Genomic DNA, 17,992 nt, shown 5'->3' on the forward strand with positions numbered 1-17,992 from the left:
TCGCAGCCTTCGGCAGCTCCTACATGGGATCGCATTCCCTGTAGGAGCTGGCGCAGCCTGCGATCTTTTTACGCGAGTTCGGCCACAACCGCCGCCAACGCCTTGGCCGGATCCGCGGCCTGGCTGATCGGACGGCCGATCACCAGATAATCGGAACCGGCATCCAGCGCCTGACGCGGCGTCAGAATGCGGCGCTGATCGTCCTGGGCGCTGCCCGCCGGACGAATCCCCGGGGTCACCAGTTGCAGCGACGGGTGCGCCGATTTCAGGGCCTGGGCTTCCATAGCCGAACAAACCAGACCGTCCATCCCGGCTTTTTCCGCCAACGCGGCCAGGCGCAACACTTGCTCCTGCGGCTCGATATCCAGACCGATACCCGCCAGGTCTTCACGCTCCATGCTGGTCAGCACGGTCACGCCGATCAGCAATGGTTTCGGACCGGTGCGCTGGTCAAGCACTTCGCGGCACGCGGCCATCATGCGCAAACCACCGGAGCAGTGCACATTGACCATCCACACGCCCATCTCCGCAGCTGCCTTGACGGCCATGGCTGTGGTGTTCGGGATGTCATGGAACTTGAGGTCCAGGAACACTTCGAACCCCTTGTCACGCAGGGTGCCAACGATTTCCGAAGCGCAGCTGGTGAACAGTTCTTTACCGACTTTGACCCGGCACAGCTTCGGGTCCAACTGATCGGCCAGCTTCAGTGCGGCGTCACGGGTGGGGAAATCCAGGGCGACGATGATAGGAGTCTGGCAGGCGGACATGAGTGGGCTCTCAGGCAGGTCGAAATCGGCGCGCATTGTAGCGGAACCAGCGCCTCTGCGGGACCCGATGATCGGTAATTCGTCGAGGCGGCTCAAGCAAGACTAGCCTTTGCACCCATTGTGTCGAGTCAGATACACACATGACACGCCTGCAACACCCTTCAACGTTACCTTCGGCAGCCGCAACACGTCCTTACAGCACTTCCCGCCTCCGGGCCGGACGCCTATGCTGAAACCACAACCTCGCAGCCCATCTTTGTGGTTGGCAGCCTACCTGGCAGATGAACGCACGCATGCACAACCTCCACGCACCTGTGAACGACGATCAAAAAGCGCCCGGCGACGACAAACGCTGGAGCATTCGCGCCCTGATCGTCGACGATGACGTCCCGATCCGCGAACTGATGATCGACTATCTGGCCCGGTTCAACATTCACGCCAGCGGCGTCACCGATGGCGCCGCGATGCGCCTGGCGCTGCAAGCGGAGCATTTCGACGTGGTGGTGCTCGACCTGATGCTGCCCGGCGAAGACGGTTTGTCACTGTGTCGCTGGCTACGCGCCGAATCGGACATCCCGATTCTGATGCTCACTGCCCGCTGCGAACCCACCGACCGGATCATCGGCCTGGAACTGGGCGCCGACGACTACATGGCCAAGCCGTTCGAACCGCGAGAATTGGTGGCGCGCATCCAGACTATCCTGCGCCGGGTACGCGACGATCGCACTGAACAGCGGGCGAACATCCGTTTCGACAACTGGCGCCTGAACAGCGTGCTGCGCCAGTTGATCGCCGCGGATGGCCTGGTGGTGCCGCTGTCCAACGCCGAGTTCCGTTTGCTCTGGGTGTTCATCGAACGTCCGCGCCGGGTACTCAGCCGCGAACAACTGCTGGATGCCGCTCGCGGTCGCTCGATCGAAGCCTTTGATCGCAGCATAGACTTGCTGGTCTCGCGCCTGCGCCAGAAACTCGGTGACGACCCGAAAGCCCCGCAGCTGATCAAGACCGTTCGCGGTGAGGGTTATCTGTTCGACGCCAGAGACATCGGCTGATGCGTGCGCGCTTCGATACGCTCTTCGGCCGCCTGTTTGGCATGCTGCTGGTGGCGATCATCCTGGCGCACTTGTTGGCGTTTTTCTGGTTTCACTATTACGGCCCGCCGCCGCCCCCTCCGCCGCCGGGGTTTTCCGATAACTTCGACGGACAGCGCCCGTCGATGGACCCGCGCTTCGGAAATCGGCCACCGCGGCCGTGGTTCGGCGGCCCCTTGGTGCCGCTGACCTTTCAACTGGTCTCGTTGATCATCGCCGCCTGGTACGGTGCCAAACTGCTGAGCCGGCCGATCCAGCGCCTGAGCGATGCTGCCGAGCGACTGAGCGAAAACCTCGACAGCCCGCCTCTGGATGAGTCCGGCCCACGGGAAGCACGGCAAGCGGCACACACCTTCAACAAGATGCAGCAACGCATTCGTGAACAAGTGCAGCAACGCTCGCGGATGCTTGGCGCCGTCTCCCACGACCTGCGCACGCCGCTGTCGCGGCTCAAGCTGCGACTGGAGCAGATCGACGACAACAAATTGCAAGGCCAGATGCGTCAGGATCTGGACGACATGATCAGCATGCTCGACGCCACCCTCACTTACCTGCATGAACAGCGGACCAGTGAAGTTGTGCAATGGATGGATGTGCAGGCGCTGGTCGAATCCCTGAGTGAAAACGCCCAGGACCAGGGCGCCGATGTTCTGACCAGCGGCCACTGCGCACCGTTGCAAGTGCAGCCGATGGCCTTGCGCTCGTGCATCAACAACCTGCTGGACAATGCCCTGCGTTATGCCGGGCAGGCCATGATTACGCTCGAAGACACGCGCGAAACCCTGGTGATCCGGGTCATCGACCATGGGCCGGGTATTGCGGCGGATAAACGTGAAGCCGTGTTCGAGCCATTCTTTCGTCTGGAAGGATCGCGCAACCGCAACTCCGGTGGCGTCGGACTGGGCATGACCATCGCCCGCGAGGCGGCCGAACGCCTGGGTGGCCAGTTGAGCCTGGAAGAAACGCCCGGTGGCGGCTTGACCGCCGTTATACGGCTACCTCGATCCTTGTAGCAGCAGGCTTCGCCAGCTGCTACACGGATCTGTCGTGCTCTGTGTACCGTTCGGTACAAACTTCACATACCCACGACAACTTGCCCCTTGAGGCTGCATAAGCCGGTGCACCCACCGGTTATCCATACCAAGGAGTGAGCGCAATGATCGGTAGCGTCAGCAGTTACACGAGCTATACCAGCATCAACAGCACCACCACCAGCACCGCCCGCAGCCAGCAATTTCAGAAAGATCTGCTCGCCAAACTGGACAGCAACAGCGACGGCGCGGTGGATCAGGATGAACTCAAGAGCGCCCTGTCGCAGAAATCCGACGACGGTCTGCTGGTCAGCCTGAGCAAGAATTTCGCCGACCTGGACAGCGACGAAAGCGGCAGTCTGAGCAGTGAAGAAATGGCCGCGATGGCCCCTCCGCCGCCACCGCCACGGGACCAGGCACCGAACACCGAACTGGCTGACGCGCTGATCAGCGCCCTGGACGCCGACGGTGACGGCGCCATCAGCAGCGATGAACTGAGCAACGGTCTGGCCAGCGCCGGCAGCACCGCCGACAGCACAGAAATCTTCTCGGCCCTGGACAAGAACGAAGACGGTTCCGTCAGCCAGGACGAACTCGCCGCCAGTCTCGCCCCGCCTCCGCCGCCACCTCAACAAGTGTCCAGCGAAGAACTGTTCAGCCAGCTCGATGCGGACAGCGACGGCAGTGTCAGCGCCACCGAACTGACCAGCGCGTTGCAGACCAGCAGCACCTCATCGACCAGCACCGATACCAGCGCCGCGTTGCTCAAAGTGCTGGATAGCGACAGCAGTGGCGGCGTCAGCAGCGACGAGTTGAAAGCCGCGTTGCAAGCCGGCCGCGAGCGAAACACCGACAGTTCCACCGATCAGTCGAACGTGACCGAAGCCCTGAACAAAATGATCGCCAACCTGAGCAAGCAGTACTCGCTCGACAACGTGGCGACCGTGGGTAAGTACCTGAACGAGGCCACATAAGTCAAAAGCTTCGCGAGCAGGCTCGCTCCCACAGTTGATCTGCATTGATCACATAATTTGTTATCGATATAAAATCAATGTGGGAGCGAGCCTGCTCCGGGCGGCGTTCCGACGAAGAGGCCCTAAGCCCCAACAAAAACCTCAGGGCCGGCGATCCTCAACCCGAGCCTGACTCTTGCTCCAGTCGTTGAGCAGGCTGTAGGCCACCGCCAACAACGTCGGGCCGATAAACAAACCAATAAACCCAAAGGCAATCAACCCGCCAAACACCCCGAGCAGGACAATCACCAACGGCAAATTACCGCCCCGGCTGATCAGGTACGGTTTGAGCACGTTGTCGACGCCACTGATGATGAACATCCCCCAAATGCCAAGAAACACCGCCATCCCGTACTCACCCTTCCAAGCCAGCCAGGCCGTGGCCGGAATCCACACCAGCGGCGGCCCCATCGGAATCAGGCTCAACAAAAACGTGACGATCCCCAGCACCAGCGCCCCGGGCACCCCGGCAATCAAAAACCCGATCAACGCCAGAACCGCCTGGGCCGCCGCCGTCCCGATCACGCCGTTCACCACCCGCTGCACCGTGCCCGCCACCAATTCAATGTAATACCCGGCACGGTCACCAATCAGACGTTCCAGCAACCCGTGAACAAACGCCGCCAGACGCGGCCCGTCACGGTAGAAAAAGAACACGAAGACGATACTCAACGTCAGCTCAAGAATCCCGCCGCCAATCTGCGCGCTGCGCGCCAGTAGCCAATTGCCGACCTGGCCCAGATAAGGTTTGACCGCCAGCATCATCGCTGCGCCCTGCTGATCGATGCTGTTCCAGACCCCCACCAGCCGCTCGCCCACCAAGGGAACACTGCCCAGCCAGGTCGGCGCTTCCGGCAGCCCGTCGACCTGCACATCCTTGATGAACGCCGTGGCATCGCGCACATGGTCCGCGAGGTTGAATCCCAGCCAAACCAACGGCAACGCCACCAGCAACATCCAGCCCAGCGTCAGCACTGCGGCCGCCAGAGATTCGCGACCATTGAGCAAACGCGTCAGCAAACGCATCAGCGGCCAACTGGCAAACGCCAGCACCGCGCCCCAGAACAGCGCCGACCAGAACGGCGCCATCACCCAGAAGCTCGCGCCAAACAGCACCAGGAGCAGGATCTGCACCAACAGCCGATCGTTATTGATCATCTAAATCTCGAAAAAAGTCAGTCCGCAAAAGAGTCGGCGAACGCAGCGTGTACGTTCGCCTGATAAAGCTTATCGCAACAGTTGGATGTGCAAGCCTGCGCCCTCGACGCTACCGGCTTCCATCCTGGCGGTACGCACACCCTGCCCGATCAGTGCCTGACGCCAGGCTTCGGCCTTCGGCCCCGAAACACTGACCCGCAACGTGGTGTCCAGATTCAGCCCACGAGAGATCAGGCGCAGCCAGGCATCGTCAGGATCGCCGGTCAATTTGGGGAAATCGAGTTCACCGGTGCTTTTGAGTTCTCGAAGCAAGGTTGCAGAAGTCGGCAGCAAATCACCCAGCGGCGCGGCAGCGTCAAACTGTTCGACGTGCAGATAAGCTTTGCGATTGCCGCGCGTGATGCTGTAAAGCGCTACCAGCGTGTTGTCCTGTGGGGCCGCCAGGCGCAACAGCAAATACGCTTGCTGATCATCAGTGCCATAAAGCTTGGCATTGCCAAAGACATCATTGGCCCACAGGCTGCTTTCGCCGCAATCACGGGCCTGGCACCAGAACAGCAACTCGGCATCCTGCTTCTGCAAGGCTTCACGAGCGGCGGTGAAGGCCTCGGTGGAGGAATGCTCCGGTGGCAACTCGTAGGTTACCGAAGTGGTTTGCCCTCGGGCAGCGACCTGGCCGTCAAAGCGCAACTGGCCGCTGATTTTGCGGATCGAGCCCAGTGGATAGATCCGCTCAAGTTCGGCGACCGGACGATAGTCAACGATCTGCGCATCGGCCATACGCGGCATGATCGGCAGGTCCTGACTGCCCGGGACATCGGCGGCAAATAACAGCGGACTGAAGCAACACAGCGCCAGCAGACTGAATGAACGCATGGATAGACTCATCGGATCAGCATGGCCTGGGCACCCTTGATGATACTGGCGTCATCGATGCGCTCAGGCACCAGCAAACCGCGCTGTACCGCCGGACGCGCCTCCATGGTTGCCATCCAGCGCTGCAGGGCCGGCAAACCGTCGACCTCGACACCCGACCACTCATGGCCACGGACCCACGGATAAGTGGCGATGTCGGCAATGCTGTATTCACCGGCCAGAAACTCGACGGCTTGCAGGCGCGTGTCGAGCACTTCATAGAGGCGGCGGGTTTCATGTTGATAGCGATCGATGGCGCCCTGGAGCTTCTCCGGGAAATAACGGAAAAACACGTTGGCCTGGCCTTGCATCGGGCCGATTCCACCCATCTGGAACATCAGCCATTGCAGGACCACCGAACGCCCCTTGGGGTCTTTTGGCAGCAGTTTGCCGCTCAGTTCAGCCAGGTAAATCAGGATCGCGCCGGATTCAAACACGGCGAAATCGCCGTTGGCGCGGTCGACAATCGCCGGAATCCGGCCATTGGGATTGATCTTGAGGAAGCCCTCGGACTTCTGTTCCTTTTTGTCGAAACTCAAGGCGTGCACCGTGTAGGGCAGGCCGAGTTCCTCGAGCACGATAGAGACCTTGTGGCCATTCGGGGTCGCAGCGGTGTAGAGATCTATCATGGTTGTCTCCCATTTCAACCCGCCCAGCCTCGACAGTTGCCCGGCGCAAGTCAAGGAACGGCGAAGAACCGATTGAAACAGTCTGCGACAAGGTCGGCACCGGGTTCGTCATTCAGGTGTAAATGATGGCCGCCAGGCAGCTGTTCACGGCTAAAGGGTAGACGCTCCAGCAACTCGGGATGTTTGGCGAGCATGCCGTCGGCAGCCACCACCAGTTTTGCAGGGCAACTGACTCGCTGGACGAAGGCCATCGCCTGTTCGGAGGTCAGACGCAGCGGCGACGGTAAGGTCAGGCGGTTATCGGTGCGCCAGGTATAACCGCCTGGCACCGGCATCAATCCACGTTGGGCCAGCAGTTCTGCGGCTTCGCGACTGACAGCGACCAAGCCTTTCATGCGCGCCTCGATGGCCCGGTCGAGCGTGTTGTAGACCGGTTTGCGCTTCTCCCGCAAATCCAGCTGCGCTTGCAGGGCCATGCCCATCCGTTCGGCAGCGTTTTCGCCTTTGTCTGTAGGAGGAATGATCCCGTCGATCAACGCCAGATGGGTCACGCGTTCCGGTAAAGAACCGGCCAGCACCAGCGAAACGATCGCGCCCATGGAATGCCCCAGCAGCCCAAAGCGTTTCCAGCCCAGTTGTTCGGCGACTTGCAGCACGTCATGGGCGTAGTCCCACAGTGCGTAACCGGCTCCGGTCGGCCGATGCCCGGAATGACCGTGACCGGCCATGTCCAGCGCAATGATGCGCAAGCCTTTGAGCTTCGGCGCCAGCCGGGCGAAGCTGTTGGCGTTGTCCAGCCAGCCATGCAAGGCGATCACCGGAATGCCGTCTTCGGGGCCGAACAAGTGCGCTGCCAACTCGATATGCGGCAGGCTCAGGCGAACTTCTTCAACGACGTTGCTCATGCGCAATCCTGTTGGCGGCGACCTTCCCAACGGCTGAGCAGGTTCTTCAGCAGCGTGGCGGTGTCCTGGGGACGTTCGAGGGGAAACATGTGGCCGCCAGGCATGGTCAGGGACTCACCCAGCGGCAAGCGCCCCACGAGGCTTGCGTGATGACGCATCACCACCCGGCTCTTGTGCCCCCGAACCACCGCCAGCGGCACTTTCAATTGCCGTGTGCGGCCGGGACTGGTGTGCGGCACGCCACGGTAGATACTGATTTCCGTGGCCGGGTCGAAGCGCAGGCGCAACCTGTCACCCACCTTGTGCAAGCCGTATTGCAGGTAGGCGTCAAAGCATTCCGGGTCGAAACTGCGAAACAGGGTTTTGCCAGCGAAATAGAGTCGGGCCGCTTCCAGATCGGCGAACTCTTCCCGACGTCCCAACGTACGGCCGGCCGGGGTCAGGTGATCGATGAAACCGAAGCGTTTGGCGGCGCGGATCACCCATTGATCAGCGCGGGTCAGCACCGGCGAATCAAGCATCACCACGCCGCGATAGAGCTCGGGGCACCGCAACGCCGCGTGCAGATGCAGCACGCCACCGAAGGAATGGCCGACGCCCCACACAGGTTCCGGTTGCTGCTTGAGGTGATGAATCAGCTCGTCGACCAGGTTGTACCAGTTGTCGTCCGCCGGAAAACGCGGGTCATGGGCGTGCTGCTGCAGATGCGTCACCTGATACTCGGGCGCCAGCGCCGCGAACAACTTGCCGTAGGTGCCCGAGGGAAAACCGTTGGCGTGGGCGAAAAATATCTGTTTCGACATACCGGTGATCCATCAACGAAAACAAGGGTTGATTGTCCGTAAGACGACGTCCTACAGCAATGACCGTAAGTGCCAGGAATGATGACAGTCCGGTCAACAGGATTTCTGATGAAGATCTGTGTAGCAGCTGCCGAAGGCTGCGTCCGGCTGCGCAGCAGTCGTAAATCCAGCGACCTCAATCTTCCTGAACCAACGCAGTGAATGGTTTTACGATTGCTGCGCAATCGAACGCAGGCTTCGCCAGCTGCTACATGGAATCGTGTTTCAGCGGGCGGGCGGATTCTCACCCAACGGCACCACCGCCATGGTCAACCGCGATACACAACTGGCCTTCCCCTCATCGCTGGTCAAACGGATATCCCAGACATGCGTCGTACGGCCAATGTGAATCGGCTTGGCCACCGCCGTGACCCGCCCACTGCGCAAGCCGCGCAAATGATTGGCGTTGATTTCCAGGCCCACACAGTAGAACTTGCTGGCGTCGATGCACAGGTAACTGGCCATCGAGCCGACCGTTTCGGCCAGCACCACCGAGGCGCCGCCGTGCAGCAAGCCATAAGGCTGGTGAGTGCGATGGTCGATGACCATGCTCGCGGTCAGGGACGCTTCGTCGAAGGCTTCGAAGCGAATATCCAGCACTTCGCCGATGGTGTTTTTCTGGATTGCGTTCAACTGCTCGACGTTGGGAGTGGTACGCCACAGACTCATCGTTGCTGTCCTTTGTTGGTTTTATTCGTGACTCAATCCTGCCACAGCACCGCTTCACTGCGCTCGCTCCATTCTTCGAAACGGGCACCGTAGACGGCTTCGATCACGTTGCGTTTGATCTTCAGGGTCGGCGTCAGGAAGCCGTTTTCCACCGCCCAGCTGTCCTTGACCACCACCAATCGATGCAAGCGTTCGTGTTTGTCGAGGACGCCATTGACCTCCTCCAACAGTTTTTCCAGGCTTGAATGCAGGCCCGCCCGCGCCGTTCCGCTGGCGTCCTGCTGACCGACCGCCGAGAGCACGCACAAACCCAGCGGCGCACTCAGGCCATCGCCGACCACGCAGACCTGCTCGATGCGCGAATGCTCCGCCAGACGATTTTCGATCGGTGCCGGGGCGACGTATTTGCCCTTGCTGGTCTTGAATATTTCTTTCAGTCGCCCGGTCAGGCGCAGGTTGCCTTCGGCGTCTTCCTCGCCCTTGTCTCCGGTGCGCAGGAAGCCGTCCTCGGTGATGGTTTCGGCGGTTTTCTCAGGCTCCTTGAAATACCCGAGCATGGTCGCGCCACTGCGCACCATGACCTCGCCCGACTCAGCGATCCGCACCTCGACCTCCGGGCAGGGCTTGCCGATCCAGCCGGGTTTGTTCTGGCCCGGCAGGCCAACGTGCGAATAGCCGCAGCTTTCGGTCATGCCGTAGACCTCCAGCACATCCAGCCCCAGTTTGCGGTACCACAGCAGCAAGGTCTGCGGCACTGGCGCGGCGCCGGACAAGGCGATGCGCAAGGCATCCAGCCCGAGCCCGGCCAGGACTTTGTGGCCGACCCGCCTGCCGATGATCGGCAGACCGAGCAGGAAGTCGAGGCGCTTTGCCGGGATCTTGCTGTACACGCCCATCTGGAATTTGGTCCAGATCCTCGGCACACCGAACAGCGCGGTCGGTCGTGCACGGCGCAAATCGGTCAGGAAGGTATCGAGGCTCTCGGCAAAAAACACCGTTTGCCCGGTGTAGATCGACGCCAGCTCGACGAACATCCGCTCGGCGACATGGCACAGCGGCAGGTAGGACAGCAGCCGATCCGACTCATTCAAGCCAAACAACTGCGTGCCGCGAGTGGTGGCAAACCCCAGATTGGCGAAACTGTGCATCACGCCTTTGGGCGTGCCGGTGGTGCCGGAGGTGTAAATGATGGTCGCCAACTGGTCGGCGGACGGCTTGGGATCGTCCTGGATCGGTGAGCTCTTTTGCAGGTCGGCCCAGCTGTAGTCGAAAGTACCAGGCGGATGCAGCGGCAGGCTGATCGTCGGCAGATCAGCGCTGACCCCGCGAGACATGCCAGGCCAGTCATCGAGTTTACCGATGAACACCAGCGCTGCTTCGGAGTGTTCAAGGACCTGGGCCACGGTCTCGGCGGTGAGGTTCGGGTAGAGCGGCACCGACACGTGGCCCGCCATCCAGATCGCCAGGTCGGCGATGATCCAGTGCGCGCAGTTTTTCGAGATCAGGGCGATGTGGCTGCCTTGGGGCAATTCGCGCGCGCGCAACCAATGCGCGGCGCAACGTGCCTGATGACCGACGTCGGCCCAGCTCAGGGTCTCGACCTGTCCGCCACCCACGGGCTGGATCAGAAAGCGCTGGCGGGGATGACGGGCCTCACGCTCGTAGAAGACGTCCAGCGGCAAACGAAAAGCGGCAGGCATGCGACTCGCTCCTTTGTTTTTGGTCTGGAGCAAGCGTAGTCAACCAAGCAGTTGCTTGGTTGACTATTTCACACAAAAATCAGGTACGAAGCAGAACCTGTGGAAGCGTGGCTTGCCCGCGATGCAGGCGCTGCGGTCTGTCAGGTAGACCGCGTTGATGCCATCGCGGGCAAGCCACGCTCCCACAAAGAGCAGAGCTATGGGTGCTTGATGCCCTTAAGCTTCATCGCGCCGGCCAGCGGCAAATCGCCTTCAAGTTCTGCAAGGCCGGCGGTTTTCACCGCTTCCGGGTCTTGCACATGGCCGTGCTGCAAATAACCCAACAGGTTGCCCACCAGCGGGTTATGACTGACCAGCAACGCGTGATCCACAGACACCAACTGCTCCGCCACCGCTTGCGGGCGGTTGTCGGGGGTCAGCCAGTCGACGGTGCGAATCTCCGGCGCGAAATTCAGCGCTGTACGCACAATTTCTGCGGTCTCCTGCGCTCGCAGGTAAGGACTGGCATAGATCGCGGTCAGCGGCTTGCCGGCCAACTCGGCGGCAGTGCGCAGCACTTCTTCACGACCATGGGCAGTCAGTGCCCGTTCCGAATCAGGACGCTTGCCGTGTGGCTCGGCTTCACCATGACGCAGTATCCAGAGTTTCATAGCTTGGGCTCCTCATCTCGGGCCGGGTGTGGTGCCGGCGCCACAGTGTGCGGCGCTTCACCTTCCGGTGTACGCGGCGTCGGCCAGTCGGCGAACGGCCACGGTTTCTGGTCGCTGTGGAAGCTGCCGAAACGACCGATCTGCGCCAGAAACTGGCTCAGGCTGTCGCCGAAGTTCATCAGGCTGGCGCTCGGGGCGCCATATATCAAACGATAGATCAGTTGAACCAACACCACGGCACCAAGGATGAACTGCGCCACTTGCCAGACCAGCACGTAGACGATCATCCACAACACGCGCAGCAGGATGGATTCGTACTTGGCTTCTACTTTTGGATCGTTCATGTCTCGCTCCCTGCCCCTGTCAATTGAGTGCTCAGTTGAAACCGCTGGTGGAAATAAAGTCGACGTCGGTTTTCGGCTCGGCACGCATCAATAGACCGATCACCTGCTCCAGCGTGCGCCCTTCGAACAGGATGGCATGCAGCCCGGCGACCAGCGGCATGTACACGCCCACCTCCTGGGCCTTGGCCTTGAGCACCTTGAGGGTGTTCACGCCTTCAGCGACTTCGCCCAGGCGCGTCACTGCATCTTCCAGGCTCAAGCCCTGGCCGAGGGCGAATCCGACCTGGTAGTTACGGCTTTTCGGCGACGAGCAGGTGACGATCAAATCGCCGACGCCCGCCAAACCGAGAAAGGTCATCGGGTTGGCGCCCTGATTCACCGCAAAGCGGGTCATTTCCGCCAGCGCCCGGGTGATCAACATGCTCTTGGTGTTTTCGCCCATGCCCAGCGCCACCGCCATGCCGGCGATGATCGCGTAGACGTTTTTCAGCGCCCCGCCCAACTCCACGCCGAAGCGGTCGGCGCTGGCGTACACGCGAAAGGTCCGGCCATGCAATGCCTCCTGGACCCGCTGGCAGAGTTCTTCGTCTTCGCTGGCGACCACCGTGGCAGTCAGCGCGTGTTCGGCGATTTCTCGGGCCAGGTTCGGCCCGGACAGCACGCCGATACGCGCTTGCGGGGCGATCTCTTCGAGGATTTCGCTCATCAGTTTGAAGGTGTGAGCTTCGATGCCTTTGGTCAGGCTCACCAGCAACTTGCCGCTCAAACGTTCGGCGTGCGGCATCAATACCGAGCGCAGCGCGCTGGACGGCAGTGCGACGAAGCACAGATCGCAGGCCTGCAGAGTGGCCAGCAGGTCGGTGACCGCTTCCACGGCCGGCAGAATCTTGATGCCTTTGAGGTAACGCGGGTTCTCGCGATTGACCCGAATGGCCTCGGCCTGCTCGGGGTCACGCATCCACAGCCGGACCTGATGCCCGTTCTCGGCCAGCAGGTTAGCCACGGCGGTACCAAAACTTCCGCCTCCCAGGACCGCAATTGGGCGCTGTTCAGTCATATGCAATCCGTTAATCCATACCAGTGGCGATGACGGCATTATACGGAGCGGCCCAGTGGCGGCCAGCCCCCGCATCAATTACCGGCACTTGTAGGAAGAAGACCAAGAAAACCGAGGAAAATGCCCACAACGTGACTGGAAAAGTCATTGCGCTCGGTTAACATGCGCGCCAATTGTTCGCTATCAAGGATGTGTTGTGTCGTTTGGCTCTCCATCACCTCGCTCGCCGCTGGTACTGGCGCTGATTTTCAGCTCGCCATTGCTCGCCGACGACTTGTTCCTCGACAGCGAGCCGCTGCCGCAAGTATTGACCGCGACGCGACTCAAGCAGTCGCCGGCCGCGGTACCGGGGAGCATGACGGTGATCGACAGCGAACTGATCAACGCCAGTGGCGCCCGGGACATCAGTGAGTTGCTGCGACTGGTGCCGGGAATGATGGTCGGCAACATCAACGGCAACCAGGCGGCGGTGAACTATCACGGCACCAATGCGACCGAAGCGCGACGCATGCAAGTGTTGATCGACGGCCGTTCGGTGTACCGCGCAGGCCTGGCCACGGTGGACTGGAGTGACATTCCGGTGGCCCTGGAAGACATCGAACGCATCGAAGTTTTTCGCGGCCCGAACACCGTCAGCTATGGCGCCAATGCGCTGATGGCGGTGGTCAACATCATCACGCGCAACCCGGCCGACAGCCACGGCACGCGGATGAAAGTCACCCGTGGGCAGCGCGGCATCGACGACTTTTACGCCAGCCAGGGCGTGGGCTGGGACGGCGGCGACCTGCGCCTGTCACTCTCCGGCCAGCAAGACGACGGCTTCGACTCGGACCGTCATGGCGCCGACTACCGCGACAGCCGCCGCTTGAACCGCTTCAACCTCGCCGTCAGCCAGACGCTCACTGAAAACCAGAGTATCGACTGGCATTTGAATGCCAAGGACGGGGCCAACCAGCGTCCGTATACCTACCGCCCGGTCTTCTCGGGGATTACCGCTGCGGGGAACAATTCCGACGTCATCGCCAAGGACTACGCCGGCTCGCTGCGCTGGAACCTCGACATCAATCCCGATCACAGCCTTTACATTCAGGGCTCGGCGCAGCACTGGGATCGTCAGCAGACCTGGCGTGCGTGCGATGCCGAGGTTTCGTTCAGCCCGCAGTTGACCGAACTCTGGCAGCTCAACCCGAATTACACCGAACGCCTGGCGCGCAACATGGAGCGCTACACCGGCCCCGGCGCGCCCGCAGGTGACCCGGCCCAGCGCGCACTGGCCAATCAAGTGCTGGACCAATGGCGAAACGGCGCCCGACAAACCCTCTGTGGCGATATTGACCAGAGCACCCGGGAATCGCGCTACGACCTTGAATTGCAGGACACCCTCAGCCTGTCCGACAGTCTGCGGTTGGTCAGCGGCATGAACTATCGTTACGACCGGGCAGATTCCGAGACCTACTTCAATGGCACCCTCGACGACACCACCTGGCGGGCGTTCGGCCAACTCGAGTGGCGCGCCACCGAGCATTGGTTGCTGCAGGGCGGAGCGATGTTCGAAGACACGCAATTGATCGGCAGTTCGCTCACCCCGCGGGTGGCGGTCAACTACCTGATCAACCCGCGCCATGGCCTGCGGGCGGTGTACTCGGAAGCCATCCGCTCGCCGGACATGTTCGAGAACAACGTCAACTGGAGCTATCAGGTAAAGAACCTGCGGCCCAGCGCCTATGGCCAGTCCAGCGCCCGTTATTTCGTCAAGACCCGTGGCCCCGGTAACCTCGAACAGGAACACATGCGCTCCCGGGAGCTGGGCTATAACGGCTACTTTGCCGACGTGGGGCTGGCGGTCGATGTGAAGCTGTTCTACGACGAAATCACCGGGATGATCAGCGAACCGCTGCGCAACAATCAGTACATCGCCAGCAACTCGAACAACGCGCGCTTCTCCGGGGCAGAAACCCAGCTCGACTGGCGAATCAGCAGCGCCGATCGCCTGCGCCTGACGTATGCCTACGTCGATGCCGAGGCGAGCAACCCACAGGATGCACAACAGACCGCTCGAAACAGCGGTTCCGCCGGTTGGCTGCGCAACTGGGGCCACGGCTGGAACAGCGCGCTCTTCTACTATGGTGACGATGCCCTGAACGGCTACCGCTTCGAACGGGTCGACACGCGCATCGCCAAACGCATCGGCCTGGGCAAGGCCAGCCTGGAATTGGCCGGTGTGCTCCAGCAACGCCTCGACAGCCAGCCCACAACCTTCGTCGACAACAACTACGACGAGCGCCGAGTGCTTTACTTCAGCGCTGAGCTGGCGTTCTAAGATGCTGTATAGCCCGTCACGCAAGACGCCAATCCTTGGCCGCCTGCTGGTCGGGTTGTGCCTGGTGTTTGCCGGACTGCTGAGCAGCCTGGAGGCCACCGCCGCGGACATTTTGCTGACCGGCGCCGAGGACAGCCCGGGCATGCAATCCTTCACCAAGGCCCTGAGCGCCTTGCGGCCTGCCGATAACGTGCGCTTCCAGCCACTGGCCAGTCTGCCGGCGCCAGGCAAACTGCCCGCCGGCACCCGTTTGATTCTGCTCGACCTGCCGAGCCTCGACTGGCGCCTGCAAGACACCCAGGGCCCGGCGACGCTAGTGCTGCGCATCAGCCGCCTGCAAGCCCGTCAGCATCTGGGGGCCACCCTGCCCCCGCGCCTCAGCCTGCTCTGGAGCGACCCGCCCCTGGACCGACAATTGCGCCTGACCCGACTGCTGCTGCCTCAGGCCAAACGGGTCGGCGTGCTCTTCGACAGCCACAGCGAATTCCTCTTGAAAGAACTGCATCAGGCCGCCCACTCCCTGGGCCTTGAAGTGATCACCGAGCGCTGGGATAACACGAACGACAGCCGGCCGCTGCAGACCTTGCTGAAAAACAGCGACGTGTTGCTGGGCCTCGACGACCCCGATCTGTACAACCCGAAAACCGCGAAAAACCTGTTGCTCAGCAGCTATGCACGGCAACTGGCGCTGATCGGCCCTAACGCCGGGTTCGTCAGGGCCGGGAGCCTTGCCAGCACCTACAGCGATCAGAGCGATTGGCTGGCGATACTCGACGACCTGCTCGACCGGCCACCGGCCACGTGGCCACGCACGCACTACCCGCAACGCTTCAAAGTCTTAAGCAACCCGCAAGTGGCTCGCTCATTAGGGATTGAACAGATGAACGAAGCGTCTGTCGCAACACAGTTGGCCGAAGGAGAAAATCGCCCATGACCTTCCGTCGCCGTTGGGACATCAACACCCGCACACAAATTATCAGCCTCGGCCCTGCCCTGTTGCTGACGTTGCTGTTGATCAGCTTCTTCACCTTCGTGCGGATCCAGGACCTGCGTCAGGAGCTCAACCGCACCGGGCAACTGATTGCCAACCAACTGGCGCCGGCCACCGAATACGGGGTGATCTCGGGCAACAACGAGGTGCTCGACAGTTTGCTCAAGGCCACCCTGGCCACGCCCAATGTGCGCTTTCTGGAAGTCCAGGACAGCGCCAACCGGATTCTGGTGTACGTCGAGCAACCGTCGGAAACCCACAACCGCTCGCACCAGGTCGAAGTGTTCCAGGCCCCGGTGCGGCTGCAACGAATCCAGCTGCACAATGATTTCCTGCAGGGCAGCCGCGTCGCCAACACGGCGCCCACCGAGGATTATCTGGGTCGGGTGATCGTCGGCCTGTCCAATGACGCCTTCAGCCAGCGTCAGCAGGAAATCCTGCTCAAGGCCGGGATCCTGGCGCTGTTCGCCCTGCTGTTTACTTTTCTGGTCGCCCGACGCCTGGCCGGCAGCCTGTCGCAACCGATCCGCGACATCGGCAACGCGGTCAAGGCGATTCAGGACGGTGACTACAAAACGCCGCTGCCGATCGTCGACGACACCGAGCTGGGCGCGTTGTCGCAACACATCAACAACCTCGCCAACGGGCTCGAACAAGCCAGTCGCGAACAGCATCAAGCGATGGCGCAGTTGATTCAGACGCGCGAGGAAGCGGAAAAGGCCAACAACGCCAAATCCGATTTCCTTGCAATGATGAGCCACGAACTGCGCACGCCGATGAATGGCGTGCTGGGCATGCTGCAACTGCTGGAAACCACCGAGATGACCGAGGAGCAGGTCGAATACGCGGCGCTCGCCTCGGAGTCCACCGAACACCTGCTCAAAGTCATCAACGACATTCTCGATTTCTCGCGCATTGAGCGTTCGGAACTGGAGCTGGAGCACATTCCATTCCACCTCGCAGACCTGATCGGCAGTTGCGCCCAGTCGTTCTCGCACAGTGCCGTGCAACGCGGGCTCGACCTGGCGCTGTCGATCCCGGACGACATGCGCGCGTTGCAGGTGCAGGGCGACCCGACGCGGATCAGGCAGATCCTGGTCAACCTGATCGGCAATGCGCTGAAATTCACCGAACAGGGCCGCGTCAGCATCGAACCGCAATGGCAGTCGCTGGATCACGAACTGCTGTGGTTCACCTGCACCGTGCGCGACAGCGGGATTGGTATCTCGGCTGAACGCCTGGAATTGATGTTCAACGCCTTCCAGCAGGCCGACAGTTCTATTTCGAGGCGATACGGTGGCACCGGGCTGGGCCTGCCGATTGCTCGCACGCTGGCTGAACGCATGGGCGGCACGTTGCGCGCCCAGAGCGAGGAAGGTCGCGGCTCGGTGTTCACCCTGGAAATCCCGCTGGCGCTCTACAAACAGACGCTGCCCGTGCTGGCGCCGCGCATACCGACCGGCAGCGGTGATGGCGAAGGGCGCAACGTGTTGCTGGTGGAAGACAATCCGGTCAATCAGACGGTCATCGAAGCAATGTTGCGCAGTTTGGGCTTTACTGTCAGCGTCGTCACCGATGGCGCCCAGGCAGTGCGCAGTGCGGAGAGTCTGATTTTTGAAGCCATTTTGATGGACTGCCGGCTACCGATCATCGACGGCTACCAGGCTACCCGACAGATCCGACAATTGCCCGGCTGCACAGACTTGCCGATCATCGCGCTGACCGCCAACGCCTTGCAGGGTGACCGCGAAGCCTGTTTATCGGCGGGAATGAACGATTACTTGGCCAAGCCCTTCAAACGCACAGATTTGCAGCAAATTCTGCAACGCTGGGTGCAGTAGTGCAGGCCTTTCGGCTATCTGCGACTGGCGTGAAAGGCGAAAGTGCGGCAGTCTTAGGCACCCGAACAG

General features: G+C 61.3%; 17 protein-coding genes. 6 read left to right on the forward strand and 11 right to left on the reverse strand.

The window, feature by feature from the left end:
• Nucleotides 1–68: 68 nt before the first annotated feature.
• On the reverse strand, nt 69–767 hold the full coding sequence (gene pyrF / locus ACIQU2_RS22685; protein WP_178122744.1) for an orotidine-5'-phosphate decarboxylase: 699 nt from the start codon (nt 765–767) through the stop codon (nt 69–71).
• 293 nt (nt 768–1,060) lie between these two features.
• On the opposite strand from pyrF, the gene ACIQU2_RS22690 reads away from it, so the two are divergent.
• The 3 genes from ACIQU2_RS22690 to xopAW all read left to right on the forward strand — a co-directional run bounded on the left by ACIQU2_RS22690 (nt 1,061) and on the right by xopAW (nt 3,863).
• Entirely contained in the window at nt 1,061–1,819 is a 759-nt protein-coding gene (locus ACIQU2_RS22690) for a response regulator (protein WP_033053235.1), read from the forward strand.
• The gene (locus tag ACIQU2_RS22695) at nt 1,819–2,871 is read left to right on the forward strand and encodes a sensor histidine kinase (RefSeq protein ID WP_403144085.1); all 1,053 of its coding nucleotides are present in this window, start codon (nt 1,819–1,821) and stop codon (nt 2,869–2,871) included. Before ACIQU2_RS22690 ends, ACIQU2_RS22695 begins: the two co-directional genes overlap by 1 nt.
• A 143-nt stretch (nt 2,872–3,014) precedes the next feature.
• Nucleotides 3,015–3,863, forward strand: coding sequence for a XopAW family type III secretion system calcium-binding effector (gene xopAW / locus ACIQU2_RS22700; protein WP_403144088.1), 849 nt, complete (start codon nt 3,015–3,017; stop codon nt 3,861–3,863).
• 141 nt (nt 3,864–4,004) lie between these two features.
• On the opposite strand, the gene ACIQU2_RS22705 is transcribed toward xopAW, so the two are convergent.
• The 10 genes from ACIQU2_RS22705 to ACIQU2_RS22750 form a co-directional block, all read right to left on the reverse strand.
• Entirely contained in the window at nt 4,005–5,060 is a 1,056-nt protein-coding gene (locus ACIQU2_RS22705; protein ID WP_403144089.1) for an AI-2E family transporter, read from the reverse strand.
• A gap of 69 nt (nt 5,061–5,129) precedes the next feature.
• Nucleotides 5,130–5,936: a DUF4892 domain-containing protein gene (locus ACIQU2_RS22710; RefSeq protein ID WP_347802234.1), complete on the reverse strand. Its 807-nt coding sequence runs from the start codon at nt 5,934–5,936 to the stop codon at nt 5,130–5,132.
• An 8-nt stretch (nt 5,937–5,944) separates the two neighbouring features.
• Entirely contained in the window at nt 5,945–6,604 is a 660-nt protein-coding gene (locus ACIQU2_RS22715; RefSeq protein ID WP_056745055.1) for a glutathione S-transferase family protein, read from the reverse strand.
• Nucleotides 6,605–6,654: 50 nt separating this feature from the next.
• A complete protein-coding gene (locus ACIQU2_RS22720; RefSeq protein WP_403144091.1) occupies nt 6,655–7,509 on the reverse strand; it encodes an alpha/beta hydrolase in 855 nt (284 codons plus the stop codon).
• Entirely contained in the window at nt 7,506–8,312 is an 807-nt protein-coding gene (locus ACIQU2_RS22725; protein WP_403144093.1) for an alpha/beta fold hydrolase, read from the reverse strand. The genes ACIQU2_RS22720 and ACIQU2_RS22725 overlap by 4 nt, the downstream gene beginning before the upstream one ends.
• Before the next feature lie 264 nt (nt 8,313–8,576).
• Nucleotides 8,577–9,020 (reverse strand): hotdog fold thioesterase, encoded by a 444-nt coding sequence (locus ACIQU2_RS22730; RefSeq protein WP_403144094.1) that lies wholly within the window; start codon nt 9,018–9,020, stop codon nt 8,577–8,579.
• Between the two features lie 32 nt (nt 9,021–9,052).
• The gene (locus ACIQU2_RS22735) at nt 9,053–10,720 is read right to left on the reverse strand and encodes an AMP-binding protein (protein WP_403144095.1); all 1,668 of its coding nucleotides are present in this window, start codon (nt 10,718–10,720) and stop codon (nt 9,053–9,055) included.
• Between the two features lie 197 nt (nt 10,721–10,917).
• Entirely contained in the window at nt 10,918–11,370 is a 453-nt protein-coding gene (gene sixA / locus ACIQU2_RS22740) for a phosphohistidine phosphatase SixA (protein WP_403144097.1), read from the reverse strand.
• Nucleotides 11,367–11,714: a DUF4389 domain-containing protein gene (locus ACIQU2_RS22745; protein WP_347802239.1), complete on the reverse strand. Its 348-nt coding sequence runs from the start codon at nt 11,712–11,714 to the stop codon at nt 11,367–11,369. The genes sixA and ACIQU2_RS22745 overlap by 4 nt, the downstream gene beginning before the upstream one ends.
• Nucleotides 11,715–11,745: 31 nt before the next feature.
• Nucleotides 11,746–12,771 (reverse strand): NAD(P)H-dependent glycerol-3-phosphate dehydrogenase, encoded by a 1,026-nt coding sequence (locus tag ACIQU2_RS22750; protein ID WP_134419054.1) that lies wholly within the window; start codon nt 12,769–12,771, stop codon nt 11,746–11,748.
• 196 nt (nt 12,772–12,967) lie between these two features.
• Here ACIQU2_RS22750 and ACIQU2_RS22755 point away from each other — a divergent pair, with 196 nt between their 5' ends.
• From ACIQU2_RS22755 to ACIQU2_RS22765, 3 genes are read left to right on the forward strand one after another with little or no spacing between them, the layout of a single operon-like run.
• Complete coding sequence (locus ACIQU2_RS22755) at nt 12,968–15,091, forward strand: TonB-dependent receptor plug domain-containing protein (RefSeq protein WP_403144098.1); 2,124 nt, start codon at nt 12,968–12,970, stop codon at nt 15,089–15,091.
• 1 nt (nt 15,092) lies between these two features.
• Nucleotides 15,093–16,025, forward strand: a complete 933-nt coding sequence (locus ACIQU2_RS22760; RefSeq protein WP_403144100.1) for an ABC transporter substrate-binding protein — start codon at nt 15,093–15,095, stop codon at nt 16,023–16,025.
• Nucleotides 16,022–17,923 carry an ATP-binding protein gene (locus ACIQU2_RS22765; protein WP_403144102.1) on the forward strand — a complete coding sequence of 634 codons (1,902 nt, stop codon included), beginning with the start codon at nt 16,022–16,024 and terminating at the stop codon, nt 17,921–17,923. Before ACIQU2_RS22760 ends, ACIQU2_RS22765 begins: the two co-directional genes overlap by 4 nt.
• The last annotated feature ends 69 nt before the right edge of the window (nt 17,924–17,992 follow it).

The organism is Pseudomonas sp. NPDC098740 (assembly GCF_044760065.1).
In the GTDB taxonomy this organism is placed as follows: domain Bacteria; phylum Pseudomonadota; class Gammaproteobacteria; order Pseudomonadales; family Pseudomonadaceae; genus Aquipseudomonas; species Aquipseudomonas rossensis.

Excerpts from the sequence above, each read along its gene's own strand:
- pyrF (WP_178122744.1), bottom strand. The coding sequence starts at position 767 with ATGTCCGCCTGCCAGACTCCTATCATCGTCGCCCTGGATTTCCCCACC.
- ACIQU2_RS22690 (WP_033053235.1), top strand. The coding sequence starts at position 1,061 with ATGCACAACCTCCACGCACCTGTGAACGACGATCAAAAAGCGCCCGGC.
- ACIQU2_RS22695 (WP_403144085.1), top strand. The coding sequence starts at position 1,819 with ATGCGTGCGCGCTTCGATACGCTCTTCGGCCGCCTGTTTGGCATGCTG.
- xopAW (WP_403144088.1), top strand. The coding sequence starts at position 3,015 with ATGATCGGTAGCGTCAGCAGTTACACGAGCTATACCAGCATCAACAGC.
- ACIQU2_RS22705 (WP_403144089.1), bottom strand. The coding sequence starts at position 5,060 with ATGATCAATAACGATCGGCTGTTGGTGCAGATCCTGCTCCTGGTGCTG.
- ACIQU2_RS22710 (WP_347802234.1), bottom strand. The coding sequence starts at position 5,936 with ATGCGTTCATTCAGTCTGCTGGCGCTGTGTTGCTTCAGTCCGCTGTTA.
- ACIQU2_RS22715 (WP_056745055.1), bottom strand. The coding sequence starts at position 6,604 with ATGATAGATCTCTACACCGCTGCGACCCCGAATGGCCACAAGGTCTCT.
- ACIQU2_RS22720 (WP_403144091.1), bottom strand. The coding sequence starts at position 7,509 with ATGAGCAACGTCGTTGAAGAAGTTCGCCTGAGCCTGCCGCATATCGAG.
- ACIQU2_RS22725 (WP_403144093.1), bottom strand. The coding sequence starts at position 8,312 with ATGTCGAAACAGATATTTTTCGCCCACGCCAACGGTTTTCCCTCGGGC.
- ACIQU2_RS22730 (WP_403144094.1), bottom strand. The coding sequence starts at position 9,020 with ATGAGTCTGTGGCGTACCACTCCCAACGTCGAGCAGTTGAACGCAATC.
- ACIQU2_RS22735 (WP_403144095.1), bottom strand. The coding sequence starts at position 10,720 with ATGCCTGCCGCTTTTCGTTTGCCGCTGGACGTCTTCTACGAGCGTGAG.
- sixA (WP_403144097.1), bottom strand. The coding sequence starts at position 11,370 with ATGAAACTCTGGATACTGCGTCATGGTGAAGCCGAGCCACACGGCAAG.
- ACIQU2_RS22745 (WP_347802239.1), bottom strand. The coding sequence starts at position 11,714 with ATGAACGATCCAAAAGTAGAAGCCAAGTACGAATCCATCCTGCTGCGC.
- ACIQU2_RS22750 (WP_134419054.1), bottom strand. The coding sequence starts at position 12,771 with ATGACTGAACAGCGCCCAATTGCGGTCCTGGGAGGCGGAAGTTTTGGT.
- ACIQU2_RS22760 (WP_403144100.1), top strand. The coding sequence starts at position 15,093 with ATGCTGTATAGCCCGTCACGCAAGACGCCAATCCTTGGCCGCCTGCTG.
- ACIQU2_RS22765 (WP_403144102.1), top strand. The coding sequence starts at position 16,022 with ATGACCTTCCGTCGCCGTTGGGACATCAACACCCGCACACAAATTATC.